Origin of the sequence: Clostridium senegalense JC122, from assembly GCF_000285575.1 — a bacterium.
GTDB classification, from domain to species: domain Bacteria; phylum Bacillota; class Clostridia; order Clostridiales; family Clostridiaceae; genus Clostridium_J; species Clostridium_J senegalense.
On record NZ_HE611054.1, the window covers coordinates 66,356 to 85,072 of the forward strand.

Sequence of the window (18,717 nt, forward strand, 5' to 3'; positions counted from 1 at the left end):
TATTTCCCTGTGTTTAGTCAGTATTTATATATTTTTATCATCTTTCACTGAAAATAAACCTACTTTAATAAGTATAAAAGCTTAAACTTAAATATAAAGTTGTTCCCCAATCTATTTATTTAAGAAAGAACTTTTTAGGTTAAATAAAAAACAGGTGAAATATTTTAGGATGTTTATTATTTTTGAATATTTGAGAAAACATTTGGAATAATAAATATAACATTTATTTCTTTAAGAGGTGGTAACATGAAAAAAATTTTTACTGAAGAAGATTTGAAAAATGCTTATAATCTTGGAAAACAACAAGGTGCATTAGAATCTAATAATTTAAACAATAGTTCTAGAACAGACGAGTTTTCTTCTCAACTACCAATGGATAACTCAATTGTAAAATCCGTTGAAACAGACTCTCTTATTAGATTAAGATAAATAAAAGGCTTAGATATTTCTAAGCCTTTTATTTATGTAGTTATAAAGCTTTGCTAGTTAAGAGTTCAGAGTGAATAGTTAACAGTTGTGGTTATTACTACTCACTTCGTTCCTAGTAATGCTAAACGTACTCTTAATCCTAGTCCTTCTAACAAAATCTAAGTAAGCAATAAACTATGGTCTTGGCTCCATCACAAATGGGACAGGCACGGTAAATTTATTTACTTCGCTTAAAATTAGATGCTCTCCTAACTTTATACTTATATCTAAAAGTTCAAAGCCAGTCCCAAACCTCTTTTCAAAGAAACTGGTAATCCAGTTTCCTCCATCATTGTCAATTGTCCATTGTCAAATGTCAATTCTCTATTGTCAATTATATAACTTGGAAAATAAAGAATTTTAAGTAGTAAGATTCTTCATCTGCTGTCCATAATATAGGATGGTCTGGAGCTTGTGTTTTAAATTCAACTTGTCTTAATAATCTACCTGCATCCCTTGCAGCTTCATATATAGCTTCTTTGAACGATTGTGGATCCATAAAATGAGAACAAGAAGCTGTTACTAAATATCCACCTTTTTTAACAAGTTTTATACCTCTAAAGTTTATTTTCTTATATCCTTTTTTAGCATTTCTTATAGTTTCTCTTGCCTTTGTAAATGCTGGCGGGTCAAGTATAACTACATCATACTCTTTTTTCTCATAGTTAAGTTCTTTTAAAATTTCAAAAGCATCATGACATTCAAATTTAACTGTATCTTCAAGATTGTTAAGTTCTGCATTTTTTCTACAAAAATCTACTGCATGCTGAGATATATCTATTCCTAGAACACTCTTAGCTCCTGCAATTCCTGCATTTAACGCAAAAGACCCTGTATGTGTAAATACATCTATTACATCTGCATCTTTACATATTTTATGTATTGCTTTTCTATTTTCTTTTTGGTCTAAGAAAAATCCTGTTTTTTGACCATTTTCTATATCAACATTATATTTAACACCATTTTCTTCTATAGTTATCATAGTTTCAAAAGGCTCAGTTAAAAAACCTTTTTTAAGTTCCATACCCTCTTTTAACCTTACTTGCGCATCACTTCTCTCATAAACACCTCTTGCACCATACTCTTCTACAAGTATATCTACAATAATTTGTTTATATTGATCAATACCTAATGCTAATGATTGTATAACATATACATCTTCAAATTTATCTATTACTATACCTGGAAGAAAATCAGCCTCTCCGAATATAAATCTACAAGAAGATGTATCAATAACCTTTTTTCTATATTCCCAAGCATCTTTTAATCTTTTTCTAAAAAATTCTTTATCAATCTCTTCATTTATATCTCTTGTCATTATTCTTATAGATATTTGAGATGCATCATTTATGTATCCTTTACCTATAAACTTATCTTCCGCTGTATAAACTTCAACTATATCACCATTTGTATATTCACCATCATAACCTTGTATTTCTGTTGAAAAAACCCATGGATGACCACTTAATGTTCTTTTTCCTCTACCCTTGTCTAAATAAAACTTACAAGCCATTCTATTGATTGTCACCAAAAATTATAAGAATTAAATTCTTTAGTATTTTATAATTTAATCTTTGCAATGTTCTTTGTTTCTGGCAACATCCTCCCTTTTTTAGTTTATTTTTTGAACACTGTCTTTAGTTTCTTACATATTTTATTGTTTATTTTTTTACATTATGATTATATTGTACAGCACAGTTTCATGCAAGAATACTGGTCTATTATTTATTTGATTATGCCTAAATTAAGATAGATTTTAAAATCTATTTTAAAATTTCTTCTATGCTGTACCCTTTATCTTTTAAGTATTTGCTTTTTTTAGGAGTCTCTATTACTTGAGCTCCATAAATACTATTATGTTCGCCTATATAGTAACTTATTAGTACACTTATAATATAGTATGGTATTGCCCTATCACCAAACATTTCAATTCCAAGCATTATTGTTGCTATTGGTGTATTAGTTGCACTACCAAAAACACAGATTAAACCAAGTGCAGCTAATAATGATGGTTCTATATGCGCTATTTGTCCAATTGCACCACCTAAAGATGCCCCTATATCAAATAAAGGAGTTACTTCTCCCCCCTGAAATCCAGATGCTAATGTTAGTACAGTAAGTATAAATTTCTTAACAGAATCACCTATTGAACTGGTACCATTAAAGCCTGCATCTATTAACCAAGTACTTAATCCTCCATATTCATAAAAATTAAATATTACTATTATAATAAGAACAATAAAAGATGATATTAATGCTCTAAGTAAATAATTCTTTATTTTACTAGAGTACATTTTCTTTAAGAATTTTATACTTCTAGAGAATAGTTTACCTACAATTCCAAAAATGCAAGCTGAAATTATAGTTATAATTAATGTATATATAGTTATATTGGGAACTGAAATTATAGAGTGTATAGAGTGTTTTATTCCAAAAAAACTTGTTACATAATCTGCAACATACGCACCTATAAAACAAGGAAATATAGACTCATAACTTAGTTTACCAATAAAACAAACTTCAACTCCAAAGAATGTCCCAGCAAGTGGAGTTCCAAATACAGAACCAAAAGCAGAACTGATTCCTACCATTATTAAGGTTTTTTTATCTTTTCCCTCTAGTTTAAATATATTAGCTAATTTATTAGTTACGGTCCCTCCTATTTGAACTGCTGTTCCCTCTCTTCCTGCAGAACCACCTACAAGATGTGTTAAAACTGTAAATATAAATGTTAAAAATGCCATTCTTAATGGTACTTTAGTTTCCTTATGAGTGCTTTCAATAATAAGGTTGTTTCCTCTTTGAGAGCCTTTGCCATAATTATTATATATAAATGCTGTTGCTACACCAATGAGCGGAATTAAATAAAATAATTGATAATGACTCATACGAAAATTAGTAACATACTCTAAAGACTGCAGAAAAATAGCAGACGCACATCCCATAATTACTGCTGTTAAAATTATAAGGGTAAATAATTTTATATGTCTTTTAAATTCCATGAAAATTTTATCTCCTTTCTATATTTATGTTTTCCAAAGTTATAAATAAACAAACTCCTATTTAACTTTATTCAAAAACTTTAAAGTTTTTGAAAGTAAAAAAGACTAATGAATCTACGACAAAAAAATCATAGAAGTCATTAGTCTGTAAAGACGGTTTAGAATATTCATGGGAGAACTTCATTCCCAGTTAATAAGGCATAATCAAAGGAATACTAGGTTAGTATTCTTGCCTATTTAATTTCTTATTTATTTTTACATTCATAAATATATCATAATAGCACCTATTTTTCAATTATGCATAACCCTATTTTATTTATATTCCACAAAATTCTTTTGACATAATATAATATAATCATTTAAACTATAAGTCGTATGAAATAAAATAGTAGACTAAGATTATAACATAATTTGAAATTAATTATAAATTATATATACATATTAAAGGAGATTGAAGATGAGTATTCTTACGGTAAAAAATATGAATCACGGATTCGGAGATAGAGCTATATTTGAAGATGTTTCTTTTAGACTTTTAAAAGGTGAACACGTTGGACTTATTGGTGCTAACGGTGAAGGTAAATCTACTTTCATGAACATAATTACAGGTAAATTAATGCCTGATGAAGGAAAAATTGAATGGTCAAACAGAGTGAGAGTTGGTTACATGGATCAACACGCACAACTTCAAAAAGGCGAAAGCATAAGAGACGTTTTAAGAGGCGCTTTTAAATATCTATTTGATTTAGAAACTGAAATGTTAGCAATAACTGATAAAATGGCAGAGGCTACCCCTGAAGAACTTGAAAAATTACTTGAAGATATGGGAACTATTCAAGACCTATTAGATAACAATGGTTTCTATGTTATAGATGCTAAAGTTGAAGAAGTGGCAAGAGGATTAGGTCTTAATGATGTAGGCCTTGATAAAGATGTTACTGATTTAAGTGGTGGTCAAAGAACTAAAGTTTTACTTGCAAAACTGCTTCTTGAAAACCCAGACATATTACTTCTTGATGAGCCTACTAACTATTTAGATGAAGTACATATAGAATGGCTTAAGCGTTATCTACAAAACTATGAAAATGCATTTATATTAATATCACATGATATTTCATTCTTAAATTCAGTAATAAACCTTGTTTATCATGTTGATAATAGACAGTTAAATAGATATGTTGGAAGTTATGATGATTTCCAAAGAATATATGAAGCTAGAAAGAAACAATTAGAGCAAGCTTACGAAAGACAACAAGCTGAAATTGCTAAACTAGAAGATTTCGTTGCAAGAAATAAAGCTAACGTTGCTACAACTGGTATGGCTAAAGCAAGACAAAAGAAACTTGATAAAATAGATAGAATTGAACTTGCACAAGAAAAACCAAAACCAACATTCAATTTTAAAGAAGCTAGAACTTCTGGAAAAATGATATTTGAAACTAAAGATTTAGTTATAGGTTATGGTTCACCTCTATCTAAACCACTAAATTTATATTTAGAAAGAGGTAAAAAAGTTGCTCTTGTTGGCGCTAATGGACTTGGAAAAACTACACTTTTAAAAAGCCTTATGGGTGAAATAAGAGCATTAAGTGGAGAAGTTGAACTTGGTGACTATCAATATATAGGCTACTTTGAACAAGAAATAAAAGATGCAAATTACAACACTTGTATAGAAGAATTTTGGCAAGACTTCCCTGGATATACTCAGTATGAAGTTCGTTCTGCCCTTGCAAAATGTGGACTTACAACAAAACACATAGAAAGCAAGATAATGGTTCTATCAGGAGGAGAAGCAGCAAAAGTTAGACTTTGTAAAATACTAAACAGAGAAACTAACATACTAATCCTTGACGAGCCTACAAACCACTTAGATGTAGATGCTAAAGAAGAATTAAAAAGAGCATTAAAAGCATACAAAGGAACAATCCTAATGGTATGCCACGAACCAGAATTCTACCAAGACATAGTAACAGATATCTGGAATTGTGAAGAATGGACAACTAAAATAGTATAATGAAATTAAGGAGCTATTGTAAAACCAACTAAAGGTTAGATGAGCAATAGCTCTTTTTTTATGTATAAATCGCTTAATATACCATTAATGATGGAAAATATTCTTATAAATAAATTGAAGAGATATAAAATATATTTAAGAATACATTAATAAGAGAAATGAGAAAAAGAAAATATCAGTAAGAATTTCTAATAGGGGTATCATAGGCAAAATGCTTAATTTTAACTTCAAAATATGTGAAATTAGAACAATAAATACCAAATATTGATAGACTTGGACAAGAGAAATATGTATAATTAAGGAGATTGAATTATATATATTTTTAGTAGGAGGAAATTTTAATGGGTAAAATGATACAATGTAAAGATTGTTCTAAAGAAATATCATCTAGTGCAAAGTTTTGTCCAAGTTGTGGAGCAAAAAACAAAAAACCATTTTATAAAAAAGTGTGGTTTTGGTTATTCACGGTAATCATTATTGGAATTATGGGTAATGCAGTTTCAAATGATTCAAAATTAAATACTGGAAATAAACAGGAAGTTAGTCAGAATCAAAAAACAGAAGAAAATGCCCCAGTAAAAGAAAATGCTCCAGTAAAGGAAAAAGCAGAAGATGTTCCAACAGAATATAAGTCTGCATTAAAAAAAGCCAAAGTATATAGCGATAATATGAGTATGTCCAAAGTTGGATTGTATGATCAACTAACATCAGAATATGGAGAAAAATTTACAGCAGAGGCAGCTCAGTATGCTATAGATAATATAAATGCAGATTGGAATAAAAATGCACTAAATAAAGCAAAAATATATCAAAAAGATATGGCAATGTCACCAAGTGCAATTTATGACCAATTAATATCAGAATATGGTGAGAAATTTACACCAGAAGAAGCACAATATGCTATAGACAATCTGGAATAATATATTCCTTATAAATATAAAAAAGCAAATTTAAGCATCTAGTATAAAATTAGGTGCTTTTTCTTTGTCTTCTATTCTTCGTACCATTTATTTACATATTAAGATTGTACTCATTTTCTTATAGAATTTTAAGCACTTTAGAGCCTGACCAATATTTTATGTATCCAAATTTTTGTAAATAAGCTCGAATAAAGTTGAAAGGAAGATTACATAAAGGTATAATTTTGAATTAGACATATGAAAAAAATAATTAGTCAAAGATTCAAGGGATATTTGTCACGATACAAGGAGATAAAACTCTGTCATAGTAAGGCTATGTATATATGTATTTTGTTGACGAAGTATTCATGGCAAATAAGCAAGAATACTGACTTATTATTTATTTGATTATGCATTCTATGGTTAGGGGTGACAGTGTATGATACAATGCGAATTATGCGAAGACTATTTTCATGAAGAGAATATAAAAGAATGTCCAGAATGTTTAAAGGAAATGTGTGAAAGTTGCTATGAAATGCATGTTCCTATTTGTTTTTATGTTTCTCAGCATGGTGATATAAATACTTATGATGAATAAATTATACTTATGAGTGGTATGAACAAGGGATACTAAAAATATGCAGTAATATTATTGTAGAATAATTTTTGAATAATGGATAACTAAAATAGTTGATATTTAGGGCGGTAGGGAAAATACTATCTCTCTTTTTATATGCATTCGTTCCTATAAGATATTTTAATAAAAATTATCATATTTTAGGCGCATTATCAATATCATTACATATTATGGAAATGAAATTAATTCTATATTCTACTAAAAAATTTATATTGTCTTATTTTTTATAATAATGTAGGGGGGTAATTATTATGAAAATATTTAAAAGTAAACATAAAAAACTTGCGATAGGTACTTCTATTACTTTGGGAAGCTTGCTTATCATATATTTAGGTATATCAATATATTTCACCAACCATTTTTCTTTTGGAACCTCAATTAACTGTATTAATGTTGGAGGCAAAACGGTAGATGAGGTGAATAAAGAAATAACTTCTAACATTAAGAGCTATACCCTGGTATTAGAAGAGAGAGATGACATTAAAGAAAAGCTCATCTGGAAGGATATTGGTTTAAAATATAATGGTGATGATAAGGTTCAAAGCTTAAAAGAGAATGAAAATCCTTTTTATTGGATTACTGGATTGTTTAATAAGAAAAAATTCAATATGCCTGAAATAATTTCTTTTGATGAAGAATTATTAAAAAAAGCTGTTAATAATCTTTCTTGCTTTAATGATAGTAATTTAATTGAACCACAAAATGCTAGCCTTAAATATACAGAAGATGGTTATGAAATAGTGGAAAGCATTAGTGGTAATAAAGTAAATAAAGATGTTTTATATAATCATATAAAAAAAGCTATTTCCACAGGAGAAACTATAATAAATCTAGAATCAATTGATTGTTATGAAAAACCACAGTATACTTCAAACTCTAAGGAAATTATTGATGCTAAGGATATACTTAATAAGTATATATCTTCAAAAATTACTTACACCTTTGGAGAACATAAAGAAGTATTAGATGGCTCTAAAATTAATGATTGGCTTAAGGTTGATAAAGATTTTAAAGTTGCAGTTGATGAAGAAGCAGTAAAAAATTATATGAACGCATTATCTCGTAACTATGATACTTATGGAGGCACAAGAAATTTTACTTCCTCATCAGGAACAGCAATAGCAGTTAGTGGTGGAAACTATGGATGGTTAATTGATAGCGATAAAGAATCGGAATATTTAATTGGAGCTATAAAAAAAGGAACTGTCACAACTAAGGAACCAGCATATGCACAAGTTGCCTTATATAGAGGAGATAATGATATCGGTAATACTTATGTGGAAATAAATCTTACAAAGCAACATTTATGGTTCTACAAAAATGGTAATCTTATTGTAGACGGAGATATAGTTACAGGCAATGCAAATAGTAAGTATTCAACACCACCAGGTACGTATCAGTTAGTTTATAAAGAAAGGAATGCCACATTGACAGGTCCTAACTATGCAACACCGGTTGCCTTCTGGATGCCTTTTAATGGAGATATTGGAATTCATGATGCAACCTGGAGAGCAACCTTTGGCGGAAACATTTATCAATCAGACGGTTCTCATGGTTGTGTAAACGCACCGTATAATTTAGCAGAATCAATATTTTCTAATATTGACGCTGGAGCACCTGTTATTTGTTATTTTTAACCAGTGTAATAAATAAATTTAGAAACATGAATTTTATTTATTGTTGTTCTAACGTAAATAATTGCTTTAATGAACTAATACTATTAATAAGGATTATAGTAAAAAATGATAAAAATCAATCCACTATACAATATTAAATATATTACTTTTTTGTATTATTAAAACTTATGAGCTTGAATTTCAAGCTCTTTTTTTATGGAATAGTATCTTAATTATAGAGAATGATATATGTTATAACACATTGAATTAAGAAAAAATATAAGAAAAATTTCACTATACATGAAAGGCGTGAAAATGGATGAATAAAGTAGAAAATGAAAAAAGAAGAGCAGATCATTTATCAAAATCAAAATCACTTTATGAGGCATATTGGGATGAAAGTAATAACATTGATGAATATAATTATCTTGCAGAAGATTTAAAGCTAACCATTGATTACAAGTTAGGTAGTGATGCTAATGCTGATGATATTGAGATGTTAACGGTATATCAAAAAGATATGTTAAAAGGAAAATTCATATTAGATGATAAATTTTTAAATAATCTTATCTCTCCTGATGAATATGCTGAAAAAGTAAATGGTTTAATGTCTCAATTCATAAATAAAAGTGCTAATCAATTAGGTGAAAAAAAGTTTAAAACGTTATTTGATTTTAGTCCAATGGATGATATTAAAATAATTGATCCTAATATCCTAAAGAATGGAGTGATGTAATATGAATTTTTTATTTGCATATGCTCTTACAATGGGTGGTACTGGTTTAGAACACACTTATGTATCCAGCTCTGATGGTAAGGTATGGCGTTGCTTTGGAAGAAATAGTGGTGGAAGGATGATAGCAAACCATATAGGGAGCTCAAAACAAGCAGATATTATGTCAAAACCTAGTGAAACAAATGAGACTGGAATAAGATATGGTATAGATGGTGTATGTCATCAAGCAGCAAATAGAATACTTTATTTTACAAGTGAGGTTGTAGACAAAGCAGGCGGATATTCCGCTTCTAGAGCAATGTATGGAGTCTATGGAACAAATTATAAATATTCTAATGATATATTTGTAACTAATAGGGATATAGCGATAAATATAGTAGATTGGAAGGATTGGGTAAAGCTTGGCGGTAAGTTAACATCTGCACCTGCAGCGTATTTTTATGATTTTGGTAGATTGGATGTTTTTTATAGAGGAGAAGATAATTCTCTTAAATATAGATACTGGAAAGATTCATGGAGTAGTGAGACAAGTTTAGGAGGTAAACTAGCCTCAGACCCAGCCGTAGTTTCATGGGGGGTGAACAGACTTGACTTATTTTATAAAGGTGAAGATAACGCTCTAAAACATAGATGGTGGAATGGTTCTTCCTGGAGTAATGAAGAAAATCTTGGTGGAAACTTAACTTCTGCACCTACAGTATCATCATGGGATATTGGCCGATTAGATGTGTTTTATAAAGGCTCTGATAATGGACTTATGCATAAATTTTGGAATGGTTCTTCTTGGAGTAATGAAGAAAACCTTGGTGGGAATTTAACATCAGATCCTTCAGCAGTTTCTTGGGATAGAAATAGAATAGATGTATTTTATAGAAATCAAAATAATTTACTTATACATAAATTTTGGAACGGTTCTTCTTGGAGTAATGAAGAAAATCTTGGGGTAAGAATATCGTCTTCACCATCAGCAGCATCATGGAAACAAAAGAATTTATGCGTCTTTTATAAAGGTGATGATAATGCACTTTATTATATGCAATGGGCTGGAATTTGGACCAATAGCATAAAAATAGGGGGAGAACTAAAGTTTAAACCTTCTGCTGTTTGTAGTGAAAAAACTATAAGTAGAATAGATGTATTTGTTTGTGGCACTGATGATAATCTATATCAAATATCCACTTATTATCAATAAAAAGAACCCTCAAATATTTATTAAATAAAAGTTTAAAGCACTAATTTTTATAAGATTAGTGCTTTTTCTTTGCCTTAAAATTTTATATCCAAATCAAAAATATACTCTCGATAGATATGATTTTATATAAATTAGTTAAGTTCTTCAGATAAATTTTTAAGAGCTTCCCCTTGTACTCTATATACTGTCCATTCATCCATTGGTATTGCACCCATTTTCTTATAGAATTTTATTGATGATTCATTCCAATCAAGACACCACCAATCTAATCTTCCACAGTTACGTTCTACAGCAATTCTACCTAATGCTGAAAGTAGGCATTTTCCTAATCCTAATCCCCTCATTTCTGGTCTTATGTATAAATCTTCTAGATATAAATTAGCTCTACCTAAGAAAGTAGAAAAATTGTGGAAAAATAGCGCAAATCCAACTGGCTCATTATTATATTCCCCGATAATAACTTCAGCCTGTTTTCTTACAAATAAAGATTCATGTAAAATCTCTTCTGTTGCAACTACTTCATGTAGTAATTTTTCATAATCTGCTAATTCTTTTATAAAATCAAGAATTAACTTATTATCCTTTTCTGTTGCAAACCTTATTTTAAAATTAGGTATTTTAGTTTCTAAATACTTGTCCATAACGTACCCCCATTTTTTTATATTTTTTAGTCTATATAATAAACATTAGTTTCTTTTATATAATTTTACAAGTAGTTCCTACTAATTATTGATGTTAAAACATTAATTTTATATTATTGAATTGAAAATGATAATATAATTATATAAAGTATTCATATTAGGAGGTTATTATGGTACAATGTCCAAATTGTAAAAATAAAATACCCTTTAAAAAAGTATTGTTTTTAACATCTTTTAATAGGATTCAATGTAAATCTTGTGGAAAATATCTTGTTTGCAACCAATTACGTGGTAGTTTATTTGGAGGAATTGGTGGTGGAGTTGGAGCTTTAGTACTTTTATATGCACTTAAAAGCTTCCTAAGTAAAACATTTGGAATTAAAAATATTGTTTTAATAATACTTTGGATAGTTTCATTAGTTATTGTATCTTATTATTTTACAAAACTTGAATTAGATGAATATAATTTTCTCTAATTTATATATCTATCACAAAAGGGAGTTTACTAGTTAAGAGTTAAGAGTGAATAGTTGTGGATATTATTAAATCTGAAAAAATAAAACTTCTAAGTAATTGATTATCCAAAATTTTTATTCCATCACAAGAGGGACAGGCTCACTTATGGCTATTTTCTTCGGTTAAACTGTAGATTCCACAATTGCTCTATTTCCACAATAAAATAAGAAAAGAACCAGTACCACTATTTTAGTTTTAGTAAAACTTTCAAACACGTAATTTACTAAAGTTCCACTTCCATCACAAATTCGACTTTGATAGTTAAAAGTTAAGAGTGAATAATTAATAGTTATGGTTATTACTATTCACTTTGTTCCTAGTAATTCTCAACGTATTTATAAAATTTAGTTTTTTAAATCTAACTAAGCAATAAATTATGGTCTTGGCTCCATCACAAATGGGACAGGCACGGTAAGTTTATTTTCTTCGTTAACACTTGGTACTCTTCTAACTTTATACTTATATCTAAAAATTCAAAGCCAGTCCCGAACAACTACGCTACATAGTAGCTACCTGGGGACTGGCTAACTTTTTTTATTTATGGCAATTAAATTTAAAGAGCTACTATCTATTTTATGGAACTACATTAGTCGCGCCTGTCCCATTTGTTACGGCTGTACATTTTGAATATAGTTTTAGTTTGTTTTGTCTCTAAAACGTATTTTTTTAGGACCGGCTTTGATTAATTTAAATTTTATTGATAACCTTATGATTTCACTGTGAAAATAACTTATGGAAATATATTTTGCTACGCCTGTCCTTCTTGTTATGGCTACACATTTTAAACTTAGCTTTAGTTAGATTTATATCAACTCAAAATTTATTATATCTGATTCATATTATTCTTAAATATATCACCTAATTTTACATATGGTAAGTGGAAATTTAAATTAGTCTTTTATTTAAAATTGAATTAGAAGGTCTTATGAAGTTATATTTTATTTTCATGACCTGACCCCAAGGACGGGGGCAGCGACTGCCTAGACAGGACGTCGATTCAGCCGTTTAGTCTTGAAAATTAAATAATAAATTCATTAGAGTTTCTTTTCCATTTTTCTAAATAGCGCTTTAAATTTTCACTTACCCTAAACCAATATTTTAAAATTACAAATAAACTTATCAACAATTTAAATTAAAATTTCAATAAATTGTTGATAAGTTTGTGTTTTTGTATTTTATTTGTGTATAACTTTTATTTTTTCCACAGAAAAAACAGAGCAATTTTGCTCTGTTTTAATTTACGCATATAAATATTTATTAATTTATTTGATTATGCTTTATATGAATATATATTATTTTCAACTACTTGTAAGGTTTTTATATCTTTTTCTTTTATGAACCCTTTAGTATTCTTATTTTCTCCTGGGATTATAACTTTTACTTCATACCATATTATATTATAAACTTCACAGCAATCTAATATCTCTAAATTAGTGTCTATTTCTAAATCTCTTAATTTAGGCATATTTATAATTGGAGCAATGTATAGCTCTGTTTTGTTTATAGTTTTTCCATGATATGAGCTTATAGGAATATATGATACTTCAACACTACCACTTTCCTTTTCAAACGCCTTTAGTTTACCTTTAAGTTCGTTATTTATTTTAGCTAAAACCCTTAATCTAGTACTTTCTTTATTTAGCTTTAACGTAAGATTATATGAATAAATTATTAGTCCCCCAAATGAAATTAAAGCTAACAATAAAATAAATCTCAATATTCCTGCCCCCTAATAAATATTACTATAATATGTAATTTATTATATGTATACTTATTAAGGTTTATGCTTTTGCTATTTTATTTTTTCTATAAGCTCATTATATTCAGCTATAAATATATCAACTAGCTTTTTCATTTCTTCATGATCTTTTAAAGAATGTTCATCATGAACACCTACAACTTTCATATTAGCAGCTTTTGCACCTTTTACTGCTGGAAGTATATCTTCAAATACTAAACATTCCTCAGGTTTTACTCCTAATCTTTCTGCAGTTAAAAGATATACGTCTGGGAAGTCTTTTCCTCTACTAACCTCGTTTGTTGTAGTTATAACATCAAAATATTCATAAATACCATTGGCTTTTAAGCAAGCTTCTAGAAGGCTTGTACTATTGCTAGTGGCCAATGCTATCTTTATATTATTTTTCTTTAATATCTTAAAAAATTCCTCTACTCCACACTTAAGCTTTACGTTTGTTTCATACTCTGTATAAGCCATATCATTCCAGTGCTTTTTTATTTCTTCTACTGTATAAGGAAGTTCAAATTTATCTTTAAAATATATAGCTACTTCATTATAACTTAAATGTGCTATATCATCTTTTAAGTTTTCTGGTTTCTCTAATTTATGGTCTCCTAAGTAATCTATATCAATTTTATCCCATACCCACATAGAATCTACAATAGTTCCATCCATATCAAATATTGCCGCTTTTATATTAGTTAACATAACGCTCACCTCTTTAGTTTATAAATTATTTTTATCTATTAATGATTAATTTATTAATAAACATATATTCAGTATATCAGAAAATAAGAGAGTCTTAAAATAGTTTTTATCCTTAAGACTCTCTTTACTCTTTACACTTTAAAGGGCAATATGATTATTTATTAAAACTTCTATGAAATATATTGGTTTTATCATGATTTAAAAAGTCTTTTAGAACCTTTATATCTAAATCCTTTAATATCTCTTGCATTTTTTCACTTTGAGTTGCTACTTTAAACTCTGCATTTTCCGCACATTCGTTTACCATTTTTGTTCCTTCTTCCATTTTTAAAATGGCTTTTGGTCCACCTACACATCCTCCAACGCAACCCATACCTTCTATAAAGTTACCCTGTATTTCTCCACTGATTACCTTGTTTAATAGAGCTTTACATTCCTTAACCCCATTGCCCTGTACTTCTGTAAGATTCTCATATTTATTAGGGAATAATAGCTCCACTGCCTCTTTTATAGCAATAGATACACCACCAGTTCTTGCATAAAGCCTTCCACCTCTTGACGCATATTCTATTGTTGGAGTTTCAGAAAGTTTAGATGGGTCCACATCTAAAGCATCAAAAATTTCTTGTACTTCTTGGAATGTTAACACAAAATCGATATCTCCCAATAAATCTGGTTCTTTTGCTTCAGATTTTTTTGCTATACATGGCCCTACAAAAACTACTTTAATATCTGGATTCAATTTTTTCATTACTCTTCCTGCTGCTATCATTGGAGATACCGATGGAGAAACATGTTTTATCAAATCTCCATATACTTTTTTAATCATTGCTACCCACATAGGACAACAACAAGATGTTATCATAAAGTCATCTTCATTTTTTACCATTGCATCAAACTCTACTGCTTCTTTTAAAGTTAACATATCTGCAAAAAATGCTACTTCTACCATGTCTGTAAATCCTATGTTTTTAAAAGCAGTTCTCATCTTATTTAAATTAGCACCATTAAATTGATTTGCTATAGCTGGTGCAACTGCTGCTATAACAGGTTTATCACTATTTATAAGTTCAAATAATGGTAAGAACTGAACTTTATCAACTATATTACCACTTTTACAAGCATCAACACACTTACCACAATCAGTACAACGCTCTACATCAATATATCTTCCTGTGTTTTCTTCATTCATCAAAATTGCATCAAATGGACAAGAAGCTTCACAAGCACCTTCCCCCTGCGCACAACTTTCACAGGTACTGTTTATCTTAGTTACTATCTTTTCTTTACCTGTATATTTTTTTATTTCATCCTTTAATTTTTCTGCAAAATCCTCACTATATCCTAAATCAACACCACATAAACTTGATAATTGTCTACATAATTTTTCTTTATCTTCATTTTCATTTTCTAATAGTTCGTTTATTTTTGTCTCAAAAACACCATTTTTATAAGCTAATATTAAATCCTTAAAATATTCACTATAATTCCTATTCATAACAATTCTCAGCCCCTTTTATTTGTTATTTATCTTTAAATATAACATAAATTACTTTTTAGTTAATCACTATTTAGTTTTTACATTTACTGCCCTTTTATACCTAGATGTATATAACATATATATTTAATTATATATAGAAATAAGTTCCAATTTAACTTTATTTAATAATTTTAAAATATTTTTATATAAAATGTAATGTTGAACTCTAGGTGATTCGGAGCATATTTCACTATTTTAAGTATCAAAGTTTTGAAATGGATAATTTTAAAAATCAACTTAAAACTTTATAAATAAAAAAAACCTTAACAAAAAGTGACCAAAATTGTGATCACTTCCTGTTAAGGTTAATTATTCATTTATTATTTATTTATTTTATAAATAAAAAGAGAGTTGCCTATGCAACTCTCTTGGTCGGGGTGACAGGGATTGAACCTGCGACCTCATGGTCCCAAACCACGCGCGCTCCCATCTGCGCCACACCCCGGCGACAAGATTTATTATAGTACAAACTTTTTTTTGTGTCAACATTTTTTTTAAATTTTTTTCATTTTTTAATGTTATTTTGAAAATCTTATAAAAAACTAGCTTTATCCATTATTACTAAAACACCACCCCATAAAACTAAAACTAAAGATAATATATTAATAGTTAAATAAACTTTGCTTTTAATGGTTTTAATTTCCGCATTAATATATTTAGTTATACTTTCAATTAATTCAATAACTCCAATTGTCATAAGAATAGCTAACACTATGCAATATATATAAATTAATAATCTATTGCTATTATAAGCATCAATTCTACCACCTACAATATTAATAATTAAAATCAAAATCATTGTTGCCATTGGTTTTATATTACTATTTTTATTACATATCTTCTCCATAATAACTCCCCCAGTATTTTCTTATATATTATCAATTGCTAAGCAAAGAACTATCCCAAAATTCTAGCACCATCACAAGAGGGACAGACGCGTTTTGGGCTATTTTATTATACTTTAGTTTTGATGCTTTTATTGATTTTTGTTTTTCTACAATAATACTCGAAGTCGGTCCCAACACCTTAGTTTTAGCAAAACACCTAAACAATCAAGTCCTTACAGTATTAGCTCCATCACAAATGGGACAGGCACGATGAGTTTATTTTCTTCGTTAACACTCGATACTCTTCTAACTTTATACTTATATCTAAAAATTCAAATCCAGTCCCGAACAACTACGCTACATAGTAGCTACCTGGGGACTGGCTAACTTTTTTTATTTATGGCAATTAAATTTAAAAAGCTACTATCTATTTTATGGAACTACATTAGTCGTGCCTGTCCCATTTGTTACGGCTTTACATTTTGAATATAGTTTTTGTTTGTTTTATATAATAAACTTAGTCTTTACTCCCCTAAATTCAAAGTAAACTGGTAGTCCAATTTCAACCTAAATTGTCCATTGTCAAATGTCAATTTTTAAAACACTCTACCTCAACTAACCAATCAATTCCTCCAAGTTCTACTTCCATCACAAGAAGAACTTTGTCAATTAAGAGTTAAGAAGGAATAGTTAATAGTTGAGGATATTACTACTCACTTTGCTCCTAGTAATACTAAACGTAATTTTATATAAATTTGCAAAGCAAATTATATTTATAGATTTAAAAGAAAGTGGTTGCCACTTTCATCCTAAACTCTTAACTATTAACTATTTAACTATTAACTAATTCTACCTAAAATTTCAAAGCCAATCCCAACAACTATGTTAAAGTCTAAATTCAACACAAACTCTTAATTAAATTTCCACTTTGTATCAATTCGTCTTACCCCTTTTTAAATCCTTTTTTAAATCAAATATGTAACTAAAAGTAAATTTTTATCATCTAAGTTTATTGGTTATGTTTCTATATTATTCATGTTTTACCTTTTTTAATATATTTGCTGTAAACTTAGTAATCCCAACTAGTTTACTAGGATTATTCAAATTTCTGTTTTTTCTGTTTATTTGTAAAGTTATCCATCATTGCCTTTTCATACGTTTACGTGAAATAGTTCCCTGTGTACAGGCTTTCCTTTTTATTCTATACTTTACTCATTAAATAGGACTCACAACATATTGTGAATAAAATCCAAAAATAAATATCATATTGTCCTATTAGTCACAGGGGGAGTGAACAACATGAAATTTAAAATAATAAGTATTTTATTATCGGCATCATTATGCACGGGACTAGGAATTAAATATGCCCATACAGATAATGATGTAATAAACGATACGAAAACCGCTATTAAAGAAACTATTTCTAAAGATACAGAAAAGAAAACACCTGAAATACAAGGTACAAGTAGTAACAACTCAGAAGCTACTACTGAACCTACTAAAGTAGATACTAACAATTCTACTGCTGTAAATAACAATTCTTCAAATAGCAATTCAACTGGAACTACTACAACACCAGCTGATAATAGTAAACCTGATGTTAAACCACCTACAGATAATGAATCAGGAAATAAAGAAGAATCTGTTCCAACACCGGAACCTACACCTACTCCAGAAGAAACACCATCAGAAGATAATTCTAACTATGAAAGCGCATCAAATAGTAATCCTAGTGGATTGCCTAGCATACCTAAAAACTATTCAGTTGAATACTTAACAGCTGTTGAAAATAGAGTTTTAGAACTTTGTAATGTAGAGCGTCAAAAAGCAGGATTATCTCCATTATCAATGGACGAAACTATGAGAAGTGCTGCTAGATATAAAGCAGAAGAAATGCTTCAATACGGATATTTTGACCATACTTCACCTTATACCGGAGGCCCCTTCGATTTATTAAATAAATTTGGAGTTAGCTACGGTACTGCTGGTGAAAACATTCAAACTAGTACAGGCTATGATAAAGCATCAGTTACTGCTGAATATCTTGTAAACAATTGGATGAACTCTGCAGGTCATAGAGCAAACATATTAAATGGAAGTTTTAATAGAATGGGTATAGGTGTTGTATTTTCGCCTAACGGAAATATTGCTTATGAATCACAATTATTTGCAGATTAAGG

At 29.0% G+C, this 18,717-nt stretch carries 17 protein-coding genes, 1 tRNA gene and 1 riboswitch; of the genes, 9 read left to right on the plus strand and 9 right to left on the minus strand.

The window, feature by feature from the left end; genetic code table 11:
* Positions 1-246 precede the first annotated feature (246 nt).
* Entirely contained in the window at positions 247-429 is a 183-nt protein-coding gene (locus CSGHG_RS16340; RefSeq protein ID WP_010297770.1) for a hypothetical protein, read from the plus strand.
* 373 nt (positions 430-802) lie between these two features.
* On the opposite strand, the gene CSGHG_RS16345 is transcribed toward CSGHG_RS16340, so the two are convergent.
* Entirely contained in the window at positions 803-1,981 is a 1,179-nt protein-coding gene (locus tag CSGHG_RS16345; protein WP_010297773.1) for a class I SAM-dependent rRNA methyltransferase, read from the minus strand.
* Between the two features lie 250 nt (positions 1,982-2,231).
* A complete protein-coding gene (locus CSGHG_RS16350) occupies positions 2,232-3,470 on the minus strand; it encodes a chloride channel protein (protein WP_010297776.1) in 1,239 nt (412 codons plus the stop codon).
* A gap of 124 nt (positions 3,471-3,594) precedes the next feature.
* Positions 3,595-3,667: riboswitch (Fluoride riboswitch) on the minus strand.
* A 260-nt stretch (positions 3,668-3,927) separates the two neighbouring features.
* Here CSGHG_RS16350 and CSGHG_RS16355 point away from each other — a divergent pair.
* The 6 genes from CSGHG_RS16355 (at position 3,928) to CSGHG_RS21215 (ending at position 10,564) form a co-directional block, all read left to right on the plus strand.
* Positions 3,928-5,484, plus strand: coding sequence for an ABC-F family ATP-binding cassette domain-containing protein (locus CSGHG_RS16355; protein ID WP_010297780.1), 1,557 nt, complete (start codon positions 3,928-3,930; stop codon positions 5,482-5,484).
* Positions 5,485-5,825: 341 nt separating this feature from the next.
* Positions 5,826-6,404: an Ltp family lipoprotein gene (locus CSGHG_RS16360; protein ID WP_010297782.1), complete on the plus strand. Its 579-nt coding sequence runs from the start codon at positions 5,826-5,828 to the stop codon at positions 6,402-6,404.
* Between the two features lie 418 nt (positions 6,405-6,822).
* Positions 6,823-6,981 (plus strand): hypothetical protein, encoded by a 159-nt coding sequence (locus tag CSGHG_RS23405; protein ID WP_155844783.1) that lies wholly within the window; start codon positions 6,823-6,825, stop codon positions 6,979-6,981.
* 290 nt (positions 6,982-7,271) lie between these two features.
* Entirely contained in the window at positions 7,272-8,657 is a 1,386-nt protein-coding gene (locus CSGHG_RS16370; RefSeq protein ID WP_010297784.1) for a L,D-transpeptidase family protein, read from the plus strand.
* 298 nt (positions 8,658-8,955) lie between these two features.
* A complete protein-coding gene (locus CSGHG_RS16375) occupies positions 8,956-9,372 on the plus strand; it encodes a hypothetical protein (protein WP_010297787.1) in 417 nt (138 codons plus the stop codon).
* Position 9,373: 1 nt separating this feature from the next.
* Positions 9,374-10,564, plus strand: a complete 1,191-nt coding sequence (locus CSGHG_RS21215; protein ID WP_010297790.1) for a PLL family lectin — start codon at positions 9,374-9,376, stop codon at positions 10,562-10,564.
* A 131-nt stretch (positions 10,565-10,695) separates the two neighbouring features.
* Here the strand turns inward: CSGHG_RS21215 and CSGHG_RS16385 are convergent, their stop codons facing one another.
* Positions 10,696-11,205, minus strand: coding sequence for a GNAT family N-acetyltransferase (locus CSGHG_RS16385; protein ID WP_010297793.1), 510 nt, complete (start codon positions 11,203-11,205; stop codon positions 10,696-10,698).
* Positions 11,206-11,375: 170 nt separating this feature from the next.
* Between CSGHG_RS16385 and CSGHG_RS16390 the strand changes: the two genes are divergently transcribed.
* The gene (locus tag CSGHG_RS16390; RefSeq protein WP_010297796.1) at positions 11,376-11,681 is read left to right on the plus strand and encodes a hypothetical protein; all 306 of its coding nucleotides are present in this window, start codon (positions 11,376-11,378) and stop codon (positions 11,679-11,681) included.
* Between the two features lie 1,310 nt (positions 11,682-12,991).
* On the opposite strand, the gene CSGHG_RS22155 is transcribed toward CSGHG_RS16390, so the two are convergent.
* The 6 genes from CSGHG_RS22155 to CSGHG_RS23410 form a co-directional block, all read right to left on the minus strand.
* On the minus strand, positions 12,992-13,438 hold the full coding sequence (locus CSGHG_RS22155; RefSeq protein ID WP_010297801.1) for a hypothetical protein: 447 nt from the start codon (positions 13,436-13,438) through the stop codon (positions 12,992-12,994).
* A gap of 75 nt (positions 13,439-13,513) precedes the next feature.
* Complete coding sequence (locus CSGHG_RS16400; RefSeq protein WP_010297804.1) at positions 13,514-14,170, minus strand: HAD family hydrolase; 657 nt, start codon at positions 14,168-14,170, stop codon at positions 13,514-13,516.
* A gap of 154 nt (positions 14,171-14,324) precedes the next feature.
* Positions 14,325-15,668 (minus strand): [Fe-Fe] hydrogenase large subunit C-terminal domain-containing protein, encoded by a 1,344-nt coding sequence (locus CSGHG_RS16405; RefSeq protein WP_010297806.1) that lies wholly within the window; start codon positions 15,666-15,668, stop codon positions 14,325-14,327.
* Between the two features lie 411 nt (positions 15,669-16,079).
* Positions 16,080-16,155: transfer RNA gene (locus CSGHG_RS16410), tRNA-Pro, on the minus strand.
* An 87-nt stretch (positions 16,156-16,242) separates the two neighbouring features.
* Positions 16,243-16,557, minus strand: a complete 315-nt coding sequence (locus CSGHG_RS16415; RefSeq protein ID WP_010297807.1) for a hypothetical protein — start codon at positions 16,555-16,557, stop codon at positions 16,243-16,245.
* Between the two features lie 31 nt (positions 16,558-16,588).
* Positions 16,589-16,762 (minus strand): hypothetical protein, encoded by a 174-nt coding sequence (locus tag CSGHG_RS23410; protein WP_155844784.1) that lies wholly within the window; start codon positions 16,760-16,762, stop codon positions 16,589-16,591.
* Between the two features lie 1,074 nt (positions 16,763-17,836).
* Here CSGHG_RS23410 and CSGHG_RS22160 point away from each other — a divergent pair.
* Positions 17,837-18,715 (plus strand): CAP domain-containing protein, encoded by an 879-nt coding sequence (locus tag CSGHG_RS22160; RefSeq protein WP_010297809.1) that lies wholly within the window; start codon positions 17,837-17,839, stop codon positions 18,713-18,715.
* Positions 18,716-18,717: the final 2 nt, after the last annotated feature.